Annotated in this window: 12 protein-coding genes and 1 tRNA gene; 6 read left to right on the forward strand and 7 right to left on the reverse strand. The window is 44.9% G+C overall.

Features of this window, described 5'->3' with window-relative positions:
- Positions 1–9 precede the first annotated feature (9 nt).
- Entirely contained in the window at positions 10–396 is a 387-nt protein-coding gene (locus AC1XUF_RS10095) for a BlaI/MecI/CopY family transcriptional regulator (RefSeq protein WP_483341654.1), read from the reverse strand.
- A gap of 196 nt (positions 397–592) precedes the next feature.
- Between AC1XUF_RS10095 and AC1XUF_RS10100 the strand changes: the two genes are divergently transcribed.
- On the forward strand, positions 593–820 hold the full coding sequence (locus AC1XUF_RS10100; protein ID WP_483341655.1) for a hypothetical protein: 228 nt from the start codon (positions 593–595) through the stop codon (positions 818–820).
- A 16-nt stretch (positions 821–836) separates the two neighbouring features.
- On the opposite strand, the gene AC1XUF_RS10105 is transcribed toward AC1XUF_RS10100, so the two are convergent.
- Positions 837–1,112, reverse strand: coding sequence for a Fur family transcriptional regulator (locus AC1XUF_RS10105; protein ID WP_483341656.1), 276 nt, complete (start codon positions 1,110–1,112; stop codon positions 837–839).
- 814 nt (positions 1,113–1,926) lie between these two features.
- Here AC1XUF_RS10105 and AC1XUF_RS10110 point away from each other — a divergent pair.
- Positions 1,927–5,793: a hypothetical protein gene (locus tag AC1XUF_RS10110; RefSeq protein ID WP_483341657.1), complete on the forward strand. Its 3,867-nt coding sequence runs from the start codon at positions 1,927–1,929 to the stop codon at positions 5,791–5,793.
- Positions 5,794–6,009: 216 nt separating this feature from the next.
- On the opposite strand, the gene AC1XUF_RS10115 is transcribed toward AC1XUF_RS10110, so the two are convergent.
- Positions 6,010–6,083, reverse strand: a tRNA-Ile gene (locus tag AC1XUF_RS10115).
- Between the two features lie 188 nt (positions 6,084–6,271).
- Between AC1XUF_RS10115 and AC1XUF_RS10120 the strand changes: the two genes are divergently transcribed.
- The 4 genes from AC1XUF_RS10120 (at position 6,272) to lpxA (ending at position 10,865) form a co-directional block, all read left to right on the forward strand.
- On the forward strand, positions 6,272–7,504 hold the full coding sequence (locus AC1XUF_RS10120) for an HD domain-containing protein (RefSeq protein ID WP_483341658.1): 1,233 nt from the start codon (positions 6,272–6,274) through the stop codon (positions 7,502–7,504).
- Positions 7,505–7,574: 70 nt separating this feature from the next.
- Positions 7,575–8,615, forward strand: a complete 1,041-nt coding sequence (lpxD, locus tag AC1XUF_RS10125; RefSeq protein WP_483341659.1) for a UDP-3-O-(3-hydroxymyristoyl)glucosamine N-acyltransferase — start codon at positions 7,575–7,577, stop codon at positions 8,613–8,615.
- 49 nt (positions 8,616–8,664) lie between these two features.
- Positions 8,665–10,056, forward strand: a complete 1,392-nt coding sequence (locus tag AC1XUF_RS10130) for a bifunctional UDP-3-O-[3-hydroxymyristoyl] N-acetylglucosamine deacetylase/3-hydroxyacyl-ACP dehydratase (RefSeq protein ID WP_483341660.1) — start codon at positions 8,665–8,667, stop codon at positions 10,054–10,056.
- Positions 10,053–10,865, forward strand: a complete 813-nt coding sequence (gene lpxA, locus AC1XUF_RS10135) for an acyl-ACP--UDP-N-acetylglucosamine O-acyltransferase (RefSeq protein ID WP_483341661.1) — start codon at positions 10,053–10,055, stop codon at positions 10,863–10,865. Before AC1XUF_RS10130 ends, lpxA begins: the two co-directional genes overlap by 4 nt.
- A 105-nt stretch (positions 10,866–10,970) precedes the next feature.
- Here lpxA and AC1XUF_RS10140 read toward each other — a convergent pair whose 3' ends face one another.
- From AC1XUF_RS10140 to tsaD, 4 genes are read right to left on the reverse strand one after another with little or no spacing between them, the layout of a single operon-like run.
- Positions 10,971–11,780: an MOSC domain-containing protein gene (locus tag AC1XUF_RS10140; protein WP_483341662.1), complete on the reverse strand. Its 810-nt coding sequence runs from the start codon at positions 11,778–11,780 to the stop codon at positions 10,971–10,973.
- 16 nt (positions 11,781–11,796) lie between these two features.
- Entirely contained in the window at positions 11,797–13,119 is a 1,323-nt protein-coding gene (locus AC1XUF_RS10145; protein ID WP_483341663.1) for an SMP-30/gluconolactonase/LRE family protein, read from the reverse strand.
- Positions 13,116–14,750 (reverse strand): PQQ-dependent sugar dehydrogenase, encoded by a 1,635-nt coding sequence (locus AC1XUF_RS10150; RefSeq protein WP_483341664.1) that lies wholly within the window; start codon positions 14,748–14,750, stop codon positions 13,116–13,118. The genes AC1XUF_RS10145 and AC1XUF_RS10150 overlap by 4 nt, the downstream gene beginning before the upstream one ends.
- A gap of 25 nt (positions 14,751–14,775) precedes the next feature.
- Positions 14,776–15,774 (reverse strand): tRNA (adenosine(37)-N6)-threonylcarbamoyltransferase complex transferase subunit TsaD, encoded by a 999-nt coding sequence (gene tsaD / locus AC1XUF_RS10155; RefSeq protein ID WP_483341665.1) that lies wholly within the window; start codon positions 15,772–15,774, stop codon positions 14,776–14,778.
- Positions 15,775–15,820 lie beyond the last annotated feature (46 nt).

Here is a 15,820-nt window from a genome sequence, read left to right on the forward strand (position 1 = left end):
ATTTTTATGTTATTGATTTTCTTGATCCAACTGATCCAGAATAGCCCGTATCGCATCCAATTCGGACTTTGTGGCTTTTTTATTGTCCAGCAATTGCATCACCAGATTTCCCGCCGAGCCTCCGTATAATTGATCTACAAACCGATCCAAAATGAGGCCTTTTGTTTTTTGCTCCTCTTCTACAGCTTCATAAATGTGTTTCATGCTGCTCTCGTCGCGTTTCAGGAATCCCTTTTCGGCCATGAGTTGCATTTGTTTCAAAGTAGTGGTATAATTCACTTCTTTAAATTTATTCAGCTCTTCATGGACAGCGCGCACTGTGGAGGGGCCTTGTTTCCATAGCACTGTGAGAATGTCCAGTTCGGCTTTTGTCGGTTCAGATTTTTCGGTATTCATAGCATTTAAATTCTTGACACATCAAAGGTACGATTTACATCGTACGATACAAATATTAGGCTTGGGATTTTTATTTTTTTAATGCCACGAAGACACGAATAGGCCACTAATGCCGATCCGGGTTAATTCGCGGACGCCGCGCGGTGCTTTCGTGGCACTAAAATTGAATACTAGTTTTAACAAAAAACATATCACCATGAAAAACGAAAAGCTTCCCGAAGACCAGGCCTTGGTATTATTTACCGACATCAACGGGATTTCAAGAGAGGGGATTTACAAAAAAGGCTCCAAGGCATTTGTGGAAGTCATCGGCGATGAGGGCCCGGAAGACACCGGCAATATTTATCCTCAGGAGGACATCGTATCCTGGGAGTATCTGGAAAAGAAGGACAAGCCTAACAGCGATATCATGGTGATCCTGTAACCGGCCCTGGTTTTTGTCAGGACCTTCTGAAATGTTCCCTGAGATTGAACAGGTTTTTTCTGTTTCCTTCATTTTTGCGCTCGACAAAACCGGCGTTCACGAGCCAGTTCAGGGAATCGTAAACGGTTGTGGGGCTAATCTTGACACCTTTGCTCCGCAGGGACCTCCATAGCGTATCTCCGTCCACAAATTCGTTGGAGTGGAGTAACTCGTCAGCTACGATAACCCTTTTTGCTGAGGGCCGTACCTGGTGACCCAAGCAATAGGATTCAATTTCTTGATACAATGACATGCAACCATTTGTTTAAGTCTGGCCGGAGCGTAAGTCGGATAACTGTCATCGTCAACCTGCGAAACCTGCTTTAGTCTGGTAAATATAGCTCCCTATTTGTATTAAGTCCAAATAAGTAATTCAAAATAAAGGAAACGGCGGTAGGCATTGACTCTGTATATAATGGCTTATTCTAGTGTGGATCATTTTGAAAACGCCGTCATCATTGCTGCCCATATGGGCGCCCCACTTAATTGGATTTTTAACGGCGGCTGAGAATGTTCCCAAATTAATCCTCCCGATTTACCATCGAGTTCAATCACAGCGGGCCGCAATGTTCACATTCGGCTTTACCTGCGCCTAGGATAATGTCAATAACCCTGTCCCCATTGATGTCCTTGGTTCGGGCGATGAAAAGTCCCGGCGACTGTTGGCCTAATATACTTGGACGACGGGCGCTACTTTTCTCTAAAATTGAGGTAGAGTCTTTCTCATCCATAATCTATCATTCTCTTCATCCAATCGATGAAGTCAGTTTTGCATACATTTTTAGATTGTATCGCTCGCAAGAGTATCAGTTGGTTGTGCACTTACCGGTTAATAAGTTACCTCCTTTCTTAATGTTAGATATTTCTACAAATACCTGGAAATTGAGTAGTATTGTAATGTAGCAAACCAGTTACATTTTGCGGTTCCCAAGTCAACTGTCAACCGCAGTTGATCACACACCATCAGGCAATCAAGTACAAATTATCCTCGTCAGCGAACCTGAAATTCGCTGTCCAGGAAATTCTATGTCTATTTTATTCGATTTTACTCAACACCTTTTCATTTTATGGCAGACTTAGCTTTCAATTTTCAAGACGAGTGGAATCCAGCGACCAACTTTCCGGACCTTGCTTCAATGACGCTTAACAGCACCACCGACAAATCTAAACTGTGGGTTGCGGTTGTAGCTGGAACCAATACAATAACCGGTACTTCCTTAGTCTACGCGATCGGAGATGGGGTTGTCTGGAACGGAACAGAGTGGGTCAAAATACCCCATAGCGACCTGGCACTGACAAAGGTATTAGCGCTTGAATCATCCGCTTATCGATTTTACGAAATAGGTAACAAGCCGGCTTCTGCAAGTGGCTCAATAAGCAGTGATACATCTTGCTACCTAGATTTCTCAGTATTTTCCAATGCTTGCAGGCTAAATCGCGTCGACATATTATGCGCAGCGGTTGGCACTTTTTATCTAATTCATTTCCGTAAATCGGCGGCAAATTCATGGTTGGAGTTGGATAGATATGAACTCTCCGCAAGTATAGCTTCCAATACAGCTTATAATGAAATTGATGTAACCTCATTCAACATACAGGTCCAGCCTGATGATTGCTTTGGGGTACGAAAAATCACTTCAACCTTTTATCGAACCGAAGGCGTAACAGGGAAGTCGACGCAAATTGCTGCGGCATCAGCAGAAGGGGATTATAGTTTTACCAACTCTGGTTTTCCTGACAACCCTCTGGGTAGCGGCGTAATTGGTCGTGAAATGGCAATGAAGTTTTTTGGAAGTGAGAACGTTATTGAATCTTCTGCGGATCAAATTGCTGCTTTAAAGTCCAAAATCTTCGTTGTGCCTGCTGATTACCATTGGAACTACGATTTATCTTTTTTGGCGAATACTGAGTGTATCATATCGCATGAACATGCTATGGTTGGGAACATCAATTTGCCAAGCGGAATACACCTTAAATTCAAGCCAGGGGCCAAGTTTATTAATACCTTCATTTCCAGGCTGGTGTTCACAAGTTTTGACCCAAACTGGACAACTAGTAATGCGACCATCGTTGATAGCAATACTTTTTCAACAACCTCTGAGGGGAGGGTTTTGAGACTCATTGGTTTAGTTAATGGCAGGTTCTATAAAGTCCGCATCAAGGGCAGTACAACGGCCAATTTTATAACCGTCATTGACTCAGCGACGAACACAACTTTTATACGTAATCAGGTAAAGGGAAATTTTGATGCAACGCATATTGTAAAGTATACCGGATCATCCGGGACAATAGCGATACGCTCAAACGGCAATGGATCTACCCATATTGATATTTTTGAAGTGTCTGAAACGTTTGGAATTAATTCTCCGATCGATTACGGCAGCACTGATGAAAAGGCCTTTCCAATCATAGATAATCCCAAAGGAAATCCAGCAGTGTTAGGTGCATTACTTTATGGAATGTTCAGAGTTTCCAGTGATGTGATTTACATGTCGGACTATTTCCCGGATAATTTTTATAATGACGTCTTTTTTGATTCGTTCACCAAGACAAAATTCGTCTTCGATAAGAGTTTGGCCCAATCGGGTTATAATGCGTCTAACATCTCTGCCAGACTTGATAATGTTATTTACAAGAATTACAAAGGCCTTTCCGAGGGATGTAGTATCGAAGGGGTAGAAGGGATAACTGTTACGAATCTTTTTGTATACGCGACAGGAGATTTCATGCTCAAAAATGTGAAGGTTATTAACGGAAGAATCAATATATGCAATATGTATTTGCGGCCGCTAGAATTTAATATCGATGCGTGCGATTTTGAGGCTATACGTATTGACAATATAACACCTCATCCGGCCGCTCAGAGCCTAATTTTACGGCCAAATGTAACCAATAGCAACTTCGTTACGCCAGATCCTGGCACGTTTACCTGTTACTTCATCTCGGTAAATAATGCTTTGTTTCGAAATAACCGGTTCTCTTATCCAAATTATGGTGAAGATGACGGGGGACAACCGCTTATCCTCCTGAGTTCAATAAATTCACTCTATGAGGACAACTGGATGTTTAGTGGGGATAGTGGTTTGATGTTCTTTTTTCAATTATCCTCAACTATTACTGGTTTTGCTGATTGGATTGAGGACCATGCGATGGATTTTAAAGGCCACGAGGGTAACACGGTTCGGGGAGGCAATATGGTAAATATGCTTGAGGAAGGCTTTACATGTGACTCTACCGACTCTGATTTTCCAACCGTAACGATGAACAGAAATAGGTTTGAGATAATCGGGCTTATTGACAATGAACATGCTCTTGTCAGATTGGCAACTGCCGATGAAAAGAACCACAAGACATTAGTCAATACAATGATGACTTCGATAACCAAAGGTAAGTTTGGCAGGTATACAAAAATATTGGATGTCTCGCATTCAAGCAGTAACACAGATTTTAAGGAATTTACAATAAAAGGATCTTCCAGATATTTCGAGGGAGCTGCAATCGGAGATAAGTATTCGGTAACGTACGCATTCTATAACAACATTATAGAGAATGTGACTTTCACAAATTGTAATGTTCCGATTTTACTCTATCTCTATTCTTTCCGGAATATTATAAGAGGAAACACAATCGAGGGTAATTTCTATGGAAACAAAGGCAATATCAGGCAGTTATCTTATTCTGCCGGTAGAAAAGGTTGCTATATAGCGCCTTGCATAGATAATGTCTATGAAGATAATTTGTCCGATGGAAACGGATTGCAGATCATTGACGCGAAACACCTTCGAGAATACATCAATCCCTGGCTTAATGCGGGACAGTTAGACGAGGATCCTACAATATCCGAAGACGGAGAGCTGGGAACGATCATTAGAAACAACACAATCAGAAATGCGAATGTCCGGCTGCAAGGGTTGAGAGGCACAATTTATCAGGGAAATACATTGATAAATGTTGACGAAGAGATTGTTGATACAACCTTTATTGTCAATTCAAATATTTACATAGATGAGCCGAACAACGACGCCTTGGATGATCTGCTGGCTTCAGCGGAAGCTAACGACAGCATGCTTATGCCGATTGTATCAAATGGTAGTGGTTCGGGTTATACGAGAATAACACTTAGAATAGGGAGTGGTAGCATCGCCGCCCGAATTTCAGGCAATGCCTCATTTTACGATAACACATCAGGAGATGGTCAGAGTAAAACCAAAACAATTTCGGCTATCGGTACAGACGTTTTCTTGTACTTCAAATGTTTTAACGGGCCAGCTAACATTGTGATTTCTAATGCATCAGTGATTACCCATTTAGGAGGTACGGCTGATGCAATCTTGAGATATGACGCAAGTAATTCTCCAGATCTGGTAATTCAGAAAGTTAGATTTCTTCCCAAGGGTATTACACAGGTAAAGCAAATTTCAGGATCATTGAGTTTAAGGGGTAATGTGAATAATCTTCCGGAAAATCTTCTGACGCTGCAAATAGATGACAGTAAATCCCTGATCGAGGGTAAAATTGCTGGGTTGCCTCGGTTTTTGACTTTCATCCATCTGAAATTTCCGATGCAATATAACACCACTCCCACCCTGAAAGGGGATTTGGCAGATCTACCGCCTGCATGTACATATTTTCATGATGAGACAAAAGCCGGGATGTATATATATTCGACCAAAGTCTGGCCTGCGAATATGCGTAAACTGTTTTTCAAGATCTCTTTGAGACAATGGTGGGAATCGGACATGGTGGATCAGCTTTTGCAAGACCTTTCTGTGCCCACTTGGACAGGAGAAAAGATTATAAATATCTCCAGTAATACATTAACGTTAACTGAAAATACTTTCCCACTGCCCAATCGTACCGCTGTTTCTGACCCTTATGTAGCAATATTGAAGGGTAAGGGAGTTGCTATCACGATTAATAATGTGCTACAATAGGGACATAAGTTTCGGCAAAGAGGCTAATACTAAATCAACCCCTCGATCAAAATCCAGGGGTTGATTTAGTATTGGCCAGATAGGAATCTGGAGAACCTGATTTTTAAATCCATAGCGAAATACAAAACTGCTGTAAGCTTAGGCTTTAATAGACCCAATCACTGTTATTCAACAAAAAGAGGTTAGCAAATGTTTGCTAACCTCTTTTTGTTGAAGTGGGCCCACCTGGGATCGAACCAGGCACCTACTGATTATGAGTCAGTTGCTCTAACCGAATGAGCTATAGGCCCTTCTTATGTCCACTAGTTTGTCAGTTGCTCTAAGCGACCGGGCAAACGGTTTGTGAGCTATAGGCCCTTCTCCAAACATAGTTGGGAGCGCAAAATTAGTAAAACAGTCGAAATCTCCAAACCCAGACGACAAGAATATCTTCTTTTGTCCGTTGCTAGATTTATTACTTTTACCAAAAAAATACGTTTTGAATAGAAGGAAAATAATCAATGATCCGGTTTACGGATTCATCTCTATATCTTCTGATTTACTCTACGATCTAGTTGACCACCCTTATTTCCAGCGTTTAAGGAGGATCAAGCAGCTTGGTTTAGCCGATGTTGTTTATCCCGGAGCGCTGCATACGCGTTTTCATCATGCTTTGGGTGCGATGCACCTGATGAGCCAGGCCCTGAAGGCGTTGCAGGAGAAAGGGCATCTGATCTGGGAACCTGAGCTGGAAGCTGCACAGGCAGCTATCTTGCTTCATGATCTCGGTCATGGGCCATTTTCGCATGTACTGGAACGTGTCATGCTGCCAGGGGTAGCCCACGAAGATATTACCCTGGTTTTGATGAAAGACCTTAACAGACAGATGAATGGGCGTCTGGATATTGCCATTCAAATGTTCCAGGGTTCTTATCCCCGTAAATTCTTCCACCAGATGATATCAAGCCAGCTGGATATGGACCGGATGGACTATCTGAACCGGGATAGTTTTTATACCGGGGTAATTGAAGGTTCTATCGGGGCGGACCGCCTGATCAAAATGCTGGATATTAGCGGGGATCAGCTTGTTGTGGAGGAGAAGGGCCTGCTGAGTATTGAAAATTTCCTGCATGCGCGCAGACTGATGTACTGGCAGGTGTACCTGCATAAGACCTTGCTAAGTGCGCAAGCCATGCTGACACAAATTCTTTACAGGGCGAGGCAGCTCGCGGAGGATGGTGTTGAATTGTTTGCTACACCCGATTTTGCCCGGTTTCTCCATGGGAAATTTTCTCTGCACGATTTTGATGAACAACCCGATTTGTTGCAATCCTTCAACGCTTTGGATGATCATGACGTATGGGCTTCTGTAAAAGGCTGGCGGTACCACGGGGACCCGGTGCTTTCTACATTATGCGATAAGCTGCTAAACCGGGAATTATTCAAAATCCAATTCTATAACACGCCTCCCGGACCGGAGATACTGAAGCCGTTACAGGATCAACTCATTCTGTCGGGAGTTGGCAAAGAACAAATACCGTATTTTTTGGTAACAGGCGAAACCACGAATTCAGCCTATGAAAAAGAACAGGATCCGATAAGGGTTAAAATGAAGAATGGAGATCTGGTAGATATAGCTGACGCATCTGATATTCCGACCATTGAAGCACTTACTAAGATTGTACGCAAGTACTATGTATGTTGGGGTAAAAATGTATCTTTGCGTGGTTAGTCAGCATATAAACAAGAAAGAAAGTTTAAGGAAATTATACAACATTCTCGAAATACATTAGCCGAAAAATATGAAATTTACTGTCAGCGAGATTGCTCAAATGCTTGATGGAACCATTGTTGGAGATGATAAAATAACAATTGATTCGGCTGCTAAAATTGAGGAAGGGCGACCGGGTTGTATATCTTTTTTGGCTAATAGTAAATACGAACCCCATATTTACGCTACACAATCTTCTGCGGTCATCGTCAACAAGGACTTTGTTCCAAAAAAGGAAATCGCCGCAACACTTATTTATGTAGCGGACGCTTATACCGCTTTTACAGTCCTCCTTGAAGAATATCAGAAACGACTATCCAGTATCAAAACAGGTATAGAGCAGCCTAGTTTTATTGGAGAGAACAGCCAGATAGGCGAAGACTGCTATCGGGGTGCATTCTCTTATATCGGAAGAAATTGTATCATAGGGGACGACGTTAAAATATACCCAAACGCCTATCTGGGCGACAATGTCATCGTGGGCGATTCGTCAATCATTCATCCAGGCGTCAAAATTTACGATAATACCGTTATCGGTAAAAACTGCACTATTTTCGCCAATACCGTTATAGGAGGTGATGGCTTTGGGTTTGCTCCCCAGGCCGATGGTACTTACAAGACAATCCCTCAACTAGGTAATGTCATTATCGAAGACAATGTAAGCATCGGGTCGAATACGACGATCGATTGTGCGACCATGGGCTCTACCATTATCAGAAAAGGTGTTAAAATAGACAACCTCGTTCAGATCGCGCATAATGTAGAGATTGGAAAAAATACCGTAATTGCAGCGCAATCGGGTATTTCGGGGTCGACCACGATAGGCGAACAATGTGTGATTGCGGGCCAGGTTGGTATCGTAGGACATATAACCGTTGCCAACAAAACTAAAATAGGAGCCCAGAGCGGTTTGGGCAAATCCATCAAGAAAGAAGGTTTGTCCCTTTCAGGTTCGCCGGCGAGAGACCTTAACGAACATTTACGCTCCATGGCATTGGTCAGGCGGCTTCCAGATATGGAAGACAGGCTGAAAGATTTGGAAAGTAAACAAGAGACGTCCGATTTTCAATAGAATAAGCCCGGCATCCCAACGCGCCTTTAAGTAGAAAGGATATTTTATAATGAACGAAAAACAACAAACCATTTCCAAGTCCGTATCCGTAACGGGCGTAGGTTTACATACAGGAGTCGTTGCTACAATGACATTTGTGCCTGCCGCGGCTAATCACGGATATAAATTTCAACGTATCGATTTGCCCGACCAACCCATTGTAGATGCAGATGTCGACAATGTAGTGGATCTCTCTCGGGGGACTACCATTGAGCAAAACGGCGCCCGTATCCATACTGTTGAGCATACGCTTGCAGCTTTGGTGGGACTGCAGATTGATAATGTGCTGATTCAGTTGGATGGTCCGGAGCCACCAATCATGGACGGCAGTTCCATTAAGTTTGTAGATGCATTGCTGGACGCCGGTATCGAGGAACAAAACGCATACCGCAACTATTTCGAAGTTCCGGAATACGTTCATTATATCAATAAAGAGAAAGATACCGAACTGGCTGCACTGCCACTTTCGGACTATCGGCTAACAGTCATGGTGGATTACAACTCTACCGTGATCAGCAGCCAGCACGCCTCTTTGAATGACATTACACTGTTTAAAGACGATATCGCAAGGTGCCGCACCTTCGTGTTCCTACACGAGCTTGAAGCACTTTATAAACAAAACCTGATCAAAGGCGGGGACCTTACCAATGCAATCGTCATCGTGGACCGCGAAGTTCAGGATGGTGAGTTGGATCATCTTTCCCAGCTTTTGAATAAGCCAAAAGTGAGTGTCAATAAGTCCAAAGGGGTATTGAATAATGTTGATTTGCATTATCCCAATGAAATGGCAAGGCACAAGCTGCTGGATCTTGTGGGGGATCTTGCGTTGATCGGACGCCCTATTAAGGCCCAGATCCTCGCTGCCCGCCCGGGTCACGCTGCGAATGTAGCTTTGGCTAAGAAAATCAAAAAGCTGATAAAATCCGGGAAAGGAGATATTCCGCAATACGACCCCAATAAGGCACCTGTTTTCGATATCAACCAGATCGGTCAGTTGCTCGCGCACCGTTACCCTTTCCAGATGATCGATAAAATCATCGCATTGGATGAAAACAGTGTAGTTGGCGTAAAAAATGTGACAATTAACGAGCAATTCTTTCTGGGGCATTTTCCAGGTAACCCGGTGATGCCGGGTGTTTTGCAGCTGGAAGCTATGGCGCAAACAGGAGGTATCCTGGTTTTGACCAGCGTTCCTGATCCTGATAATTACTGGCCGTATCTGATTGGTATCGATGCCTGCCGCTTCCGGCGTAATGTTTTTCCGGGAGATACCGTGATATTTAAATGCGAATTTACATCTCCGATGAAACGGGGCATAGTAAAAATGAGTGGCCGTGGTTATGTTGCCGGTCAACTGGTGTGTGAAGCGGATATGATAGCAAGCCTCGTAAAGAAAAAATGACTCAATCGTTAGCTTACGTGCATTCTAGCGCTAAGATCGCTCAGAATGTGGAAATTGAACCATTCGCAATGATCCATTCCGATGTTGAAATTGGCGAGGGAACATGGATAGGATCACATGCAGTCATTAATTCGGGAGCGAGGATAGGCAAAAACTGCCGTATTTTTCCCGGTGCCGTTATTTCTTCAACCCCACAGGATTTGAAATACAATAACGAATATACGCTGACGATCATCGGAGACAATACAACAATTCGTGAATACGCGACCATAAGCCGAGGGACAGAGGAGCATTGGAAAACCGTTGTTGGTTCCGACTGCCTGATCATGGCTTATGCGCACGTTGCCCACGATTGCCGGGTCGGGAGCAATTGTATTATTGGTAATAATGTGCAGATGGCAGGACACGTTCATGTGGGTGATTGGGCTATCATCAGCGCATTGAGCGCGGTTCACCAATTTGTAAAAATCGGGCCTCACGCATTCGTGTCGGGAGCGTCGCTCGTTCGAAAGGATGTGCCTCCTTTTACCAAAGCTGCCCGCGAACCGATTTCCTACGTGGGGATCAATTCGGTGGGCCTCAGACGCAGGGGTTATAGCAATGAGAAGATTGTAGAAATACAGAATATATACCGTTACATCTACATGCGCGGCTTGAATAATGCTGAGGCACTGCAGAAAATCGAACTTGAGTTACCGCCTTCTAATGAAAGGGACGAGGTAATCAATTTTATCCGTAACTCAGAAAGAGGGATCATGAAAAGCCCGTTCCAGACAAACGGGACGACTGAATCAGAAGCCCAGACTTGAAAGGAAAACGAGAAAAGGGGAGGGTTGAAGCTCAGTTAAGTGAATTTTGACCCTTTTTCTTTTTGTCTGAAAGCCGTTTACCCTTCACCTTTTAATGCTTAAACTTTACTCTTCCCGGTAACTTAAAACTTTAAGCAAATCACCTTCTTTAACCTGGCCAAAATCTTTCGCCACGACGTTTTGCCCGAAAAGGATTTTGTTGTTGACCCGTCGGTAGGTAGTCAGCGTTTTCAGCGGTTCGGGACCTTTTTCCGCAGTCTCCGGATTGATGGTCGTCAAAACGCATCTTGCGCAGGGTTTTAACACTTCGAAGTTCAGGCTGCCGATAGCAATTTTCTTCCATTGATCCTCTTCAAAAGGCATGGTGCCCGAGATGACGAAATTGGGACGGAAACGGGTCATCGTTATTGGCTCGGTCAGTCGGGCGTTCAGGTCGTCCAGAGAAGCCTGCGAAATCACCAGGTAGGGATACCCGTCGGCAAAACTTACATATTCATCATTTTTTGCATATTTAGGATCAACCCGACGTCTGGTGGACTCAGGCATCATGACCAGCCTCAGATCTTGCCCAAGCTCCCGGCTCAGCCACTCGTCCGCCTCGTTACTCACAGTGACAGCCTCCACTACATCGTCCCATATTGTCACGGTCACAGGATTTGCGCTGATAGGTTCAAATGGCACAAGAACTTCATTTCCAGGTTCGAGCCGGTTTGATATTTTAAGGTGATTTTCTCCCAGCGACACGTCGATTAGTGCCATTCTGGTGAAAAACCGCTGGGTAACGAACTTGTCATTTTCGTCGATAATCAACCATCTCCGATCGTATTGCAAACCTCTGTGCTCAGCGATGGCTTCCGTGAGCCGGATACCTCCGAGAGATTTTACAGGGTATATCCAAATTTCCGAGAGAAGCATGACTTCTTGTTTATGGTTATTCAATCTTAATTTTTCTGACGCGATTGTTGAAAGAATCCGTAACATACAGATTACCCTCGTTATCAAATGTAGTTCCCTGCGGATAATAGAATTTAGCCTCCGCGCCCGAACCTTCTGCATAGCCGGAGATGCCGGGCTGCCCGGCCAGGGTGGTGACCATACCGTCGGGGTAGATCAGCCGGATGCAATGATTGTACAAATCCGCAACATATAAATTTCCCAGCTTATCAATCTGAACATTGCTAGGCTGGTCAAACATCGCCTCTTTTGAACTTCCATCTTGAAAACCCTTTTGTTCCGGCTTTCCTGCAAAAGTCGTTACGTTTCCGTCGGGACTTATTTTTCGGATGCAATGATTGTGTTTGTCGGCCACGAAAATGTTTCCAGCTTCGTCAAAGGTCAGATTGGATGGAAAATAGAATTTCGCTTCTCTAAGTTTTCCATCGGCATATCCTGGCGTGCTTCCGGCGAAAGTAGTTACCTGGCCTTCCGGAGAAATCTTCCTGATCAATCCGTTTTCGGTATCGCAAACCCACAATGTTCCCGCCTGGTCCAGTTTTACGCCATAAGGTTTTTTAAATGTGGCGGTTTTCAAATCTCCGTCTGCTGAACCTTCCTTGTCCGGCGCACCGGCGAGAGTGGTTAATGTTCCGTCAGACGATAATTTCCTGATCGCATTGTTCTGATGGTCGGCAACATATATGGTCCCGTCCGGGCTCAGCTCAATTCCAATCGGGAATTTCATCAGCGCCTGGTCGCCTTTGCCGTCCTTGAAACCGGAGTGAGGTGTGCCGACGATCGTAGTAACGGAGCCATCAGGAGCGATTTTGCGAACCATACAATTGCCCTGATCGGTCAAATACAGAGTTTGTTTTGAGTCAAAAATGATCTTGTAGGGACCTTCGAATTTAACCGAGTCAGCCGGGCCATCTGCATACCCTTTCCCGCCGCCGGTAAAGTTGCTGCTGGTCGCCTTATAAATGTAACGAAACGGCTCTTTGGAAATAAAATTCTTTCCTTTGACTGATAAAGTCAATGCTCCGAGACCACACTTTTCCGGGACAATTGCAGTGATCTCAGTTTCTGTGACTGACTTGATACTGGCAGATAACCCATTTATTTTCAGGGATATATCTGCGGCCGAAGTTCCAAAATGTTTGCCCTGCAATGTGACCAGCGTGCCTTTTCCACCAGTTAGGGGAGAAAAACCAGTCAGTTCACTTGCGGGATCCGGAACCTTTACGGGATCGTCGGTTTGGTTGCATGAAAACCCGGCAAACGAAAGCGTTATCACCAATAAAATGACGAAAAACCTCATGGATTGACGAGAAATTTGGTGGTCATTTGTTCTGATTGCGCCTCAATTTTTAAAGTGTAAATACCACTCCGAAGTGACGAAACGTCCAGGTCGGTTTTGCCATCAACCGCTTTTCTGGTTTCCTTCAACAACAGCCTTCCTGAAATATCAGTCACATAAATATCAACCGATTGAAGCTTAGCAGGACACTCGATCAGCATTTTTCCCTGGCTGGGATTGGGATATGCTTTGAACTGTCCTTTTGCAGAAGGAGATATCGCGGTGATCACTTCTTTTGGGAAAGTGAGTTCCCATATCTGCCCCTGACCTTCCAGCACATATAACTTATTATCTACGATCCGTGCATCGGTCGGGTTTTTGAACTGGCTTGCAATGGCATACGCGTTCAAAGTGTAATCGTCGCCGGCTGCATTCTTTTTCAGGTCGAGCATCAATAAGTCTTGCCCCGGATCATTCATAGGGCCGTAGGAAGCCGAACCTTCCTGGTAATTCACGATAAAACCTTTACCGCCATATTCCCCACCAAAATCTGACTTGATATCAAAAACTAGGCCCAGTGGCGAGCGGTGGCCGGTGAATGTGCTGATCGTCTTTCCCTGGTCGCTGGCGTCGAACACATTTCCTGTGGTGGCGTCGCGGTACTTGTCGGCATCCGGACCCGCATTCTGGATGGGCTTGCGGAATGTCAAGTTCTTGGGTTTTTGCGGATAATTTTTGTCGTCGTGGAAAGCGCCAATCTGATAACCTGTGTAAGCGTGGTTGAGCAGCTTGTCCGCCTCGGCATCATAACCGGTAAATTGCATAGGCGTATCATTTCCGCCCATTTCCCAGGGAAACCCATAATGCGCGCCCGGCCTGAGCCAGTTCATTTCCTCAGGATCGTCGCGGTCGCCAGAGTTTTCGACACTGAACAAATCTCCATTTGCCGCAAACGCAAGACTGAACGCATTGCGAACCCCACGGACATATATGTAAGGGGCTAATGCAGCGGAATCATTAGGCAAAACCAGATTTTCGGTAGCCGCCGGAATTTTGAAAATGCAGCTTGTCAAAGCGATCTCGCGCAAATTCGGATAGCGGCCTTCATTATCTTTCACTTCTCCATGATCGGTCCGCGAACCGCTGGCGATGAAGATGTCTTTACCGTCGGGCGAAAAACAGATTGCGCTGAACGCATGGTCGAACAATGTTTTGGAAGACGCATGGTCGGCGGTTTTGAATAGCTCCGTCCAGGCCAGTTTTCCCGAAGTGATTTTCGCTTTCACCGCCTTCCCATAACCCGAAACACCCTGCTGGATCACGACATTGCCTACCAGGTAAATGTTGCCATCGTGCAGAGCGAGCCCTTGTAAATAGTTGATCTGGTGATCCTCTGCGCTAGCCAATCTGGTTATCGAATAATTTCCGGCGGCGTCGGAAGTCAGATGGAAAAGGTCACCGTTCCAGGCGATGGTGTAAAACGACTTGTCGGAGGCGTCGTAAACAATCCGGGTCTGCGTGTCGGTATTCTCAATTTTGAAAAACGGGCGGATGGTAATGTCATTTCGGAGCACATTCGGCGTCTGGCTAAATGTCTTTGACGCCAACAGCGAGGATACTACTATTGCCAAACAGAAGGAAATGTGTTTCATGCAGTGCTTGTTATGATCCTTTTGATCAGAATTCCATTCTCGCCAGCGGGCTTACCGTCTGGTCGGAAAAGTCATTTTCGAGAAACTTGTAATGGGCCGCGATTGCGATCATGGCCGCATTATCGGTACAATATTCGAATGCTGGAATGTATACTTTCCAATCCAGTTTTTCACCAAGTTCGATCAAGGCCTTACGTAACCCCGAATTGGCAGAAACGCCGCCCGCGATCGCGATTTCCCTGATACCCGTTTCCCGCGCCGCTTTTTTCAGCTTTTTAAGCAGGATATCGATCAATGTATATTGAATGCTGGCGCAGATATCATTCAGGTTTTGGGAAATGAATTCCGGATTTTCACGGACCTGCTTCTGTAGAAAATATAAAAAGGACGTCTTGATACCGCTGAATGAAAAGTCGAGGCCTGGCATTTCAGGCAACGGGAAGGGATACGCCAGTGGATTTCCCTGTGAAGCGTACTTGTCGATCAACGGGCCACCGGGATAAGGCAGGTCCAGCAATTTTGCGGTTTTGTCAAAAGCTTCTCCCACTGCGTCGTCACGCGTTTCTCCAATGATTTCCATTTCCAATGGCCCGGCTACTTTCACGATCTGCGTGTGACCTCCGCTGACAGTCAGGCAGAGAAAAGGGAAGGTTGGTTTGGGGTCATCAATGAAGTGCGCCAACACATGCGCCTGCATGTGGTTGATCTCAATCAGCGGCAAGCCCAGGCCCAGTGCCATCGATTTGGCAAACGAGGTACCTACCAGCAAAGCACCCAATAAACCAGGCCCCTTCGTGAAAGCAATGGCATCCAGGTCTTTTTTTGTTACTTTTGCATCATTCAGTGCTTTATCGACGACAGGCAAAATATGTTGCTGATGGGCACGCGATGCGAGTTCGGGAACTACCCCGCCGTATTGGGTATGAATGAGCTGGGTAGCAACAACATTGGAACCGATTTTCCCGTTTATGATTACGGCTGCGGAGGTTTCGTCACAAGAAGACTCGATGGCGAGGATGTTCATATCTGTTGAATTAATCGCAAAACTAAGCATTAACAATAAGATAAGC

This window comes from Dyadobacter sp. HNCC25DJ185 (assembly GCF_056895195.1).

Excerpts from the sequence above, each read along its gene's own strand:
- tsaD (WP_483341665.1), bottom strand. The coding sequence starts at position 15,774 with ATGAACATCCTCGCCATCGAGTCTTCTTGTGACGAAACCTCCGCAGCC.
- AC1XUF_RS10130 (WP_483341660.1), top strand. The coding sequence starts at position 8,665 with ATGAACGAAAAACAACAAACCATTTCCAAGTCCGTATCCGTAACGGGC.
- AC1XUF_RS10100 (WP_483341655.1), top strand. The coding sequence starts at position 593 with ATGAAAAACGAAAAGCTTCCCGAAGACCAGGCCTTGGTATTATTTACC.
- AC1XUF_RS10140 (WP_483341662.1), bottom strand. The coding sequence starts at position 11,780 with ATGCTTCTCTCGGAAATTTGGATATACCCTGTAAAATCTCTCGGAGGT.
- AC1XUF_RS10145 (WP_483341663.1), bottom strand. The coding sequence starts at position 13,119 with ATGAGGTTTTTCGTCATTTTATTGGTGATAACGCTTTCGTTTGCCGGG.
- AC1XUF_RS10105 (WP_483341656.1), bottom strand. The coding sequence starts at position 1,112 with ATGTCATTGTATCAAGAAATTGAATCCTATTGCTTGGGTCACCAGGTA.
- AC1XUF_RS10150 (WP_483341664.1), bottom strand. The coding sequence starts at position 14,750 with ATGAAACACATTTCCTTCTGTTTGGCAATAGTAGTATCCTCGCTGTTG.
- lpxD (WP_483341659.1), top strand. The coding sequence starts at position 7,575 with ATGAAATTTACTGTCAGCGAGATTGCTCAAATGCTTGATGGAACCATT.
- AC1XUF_RS10095 (WP_483341654.1), bottom strand. The coding sequence starts at position 396 with ATGAATACCGAAAAATCTGAACCGACAAAAGCCGAACTGGACATTCTC.
- lpxA (WP_483341661.1), top strand. The coding sequence starts at position 10,053 with ATGACTCAATCGTTAGCTTACGTGCATTCTAGCGCTAAGATCGCTCAG.
- AC1XUF_RS10110 (WP_483341657.1), top strand. The coding sequence starts at position 1,927 with ATGGCAGACTTAGCTTTCAATTTTCAAGACGAGTGGAATCCAGCGACC.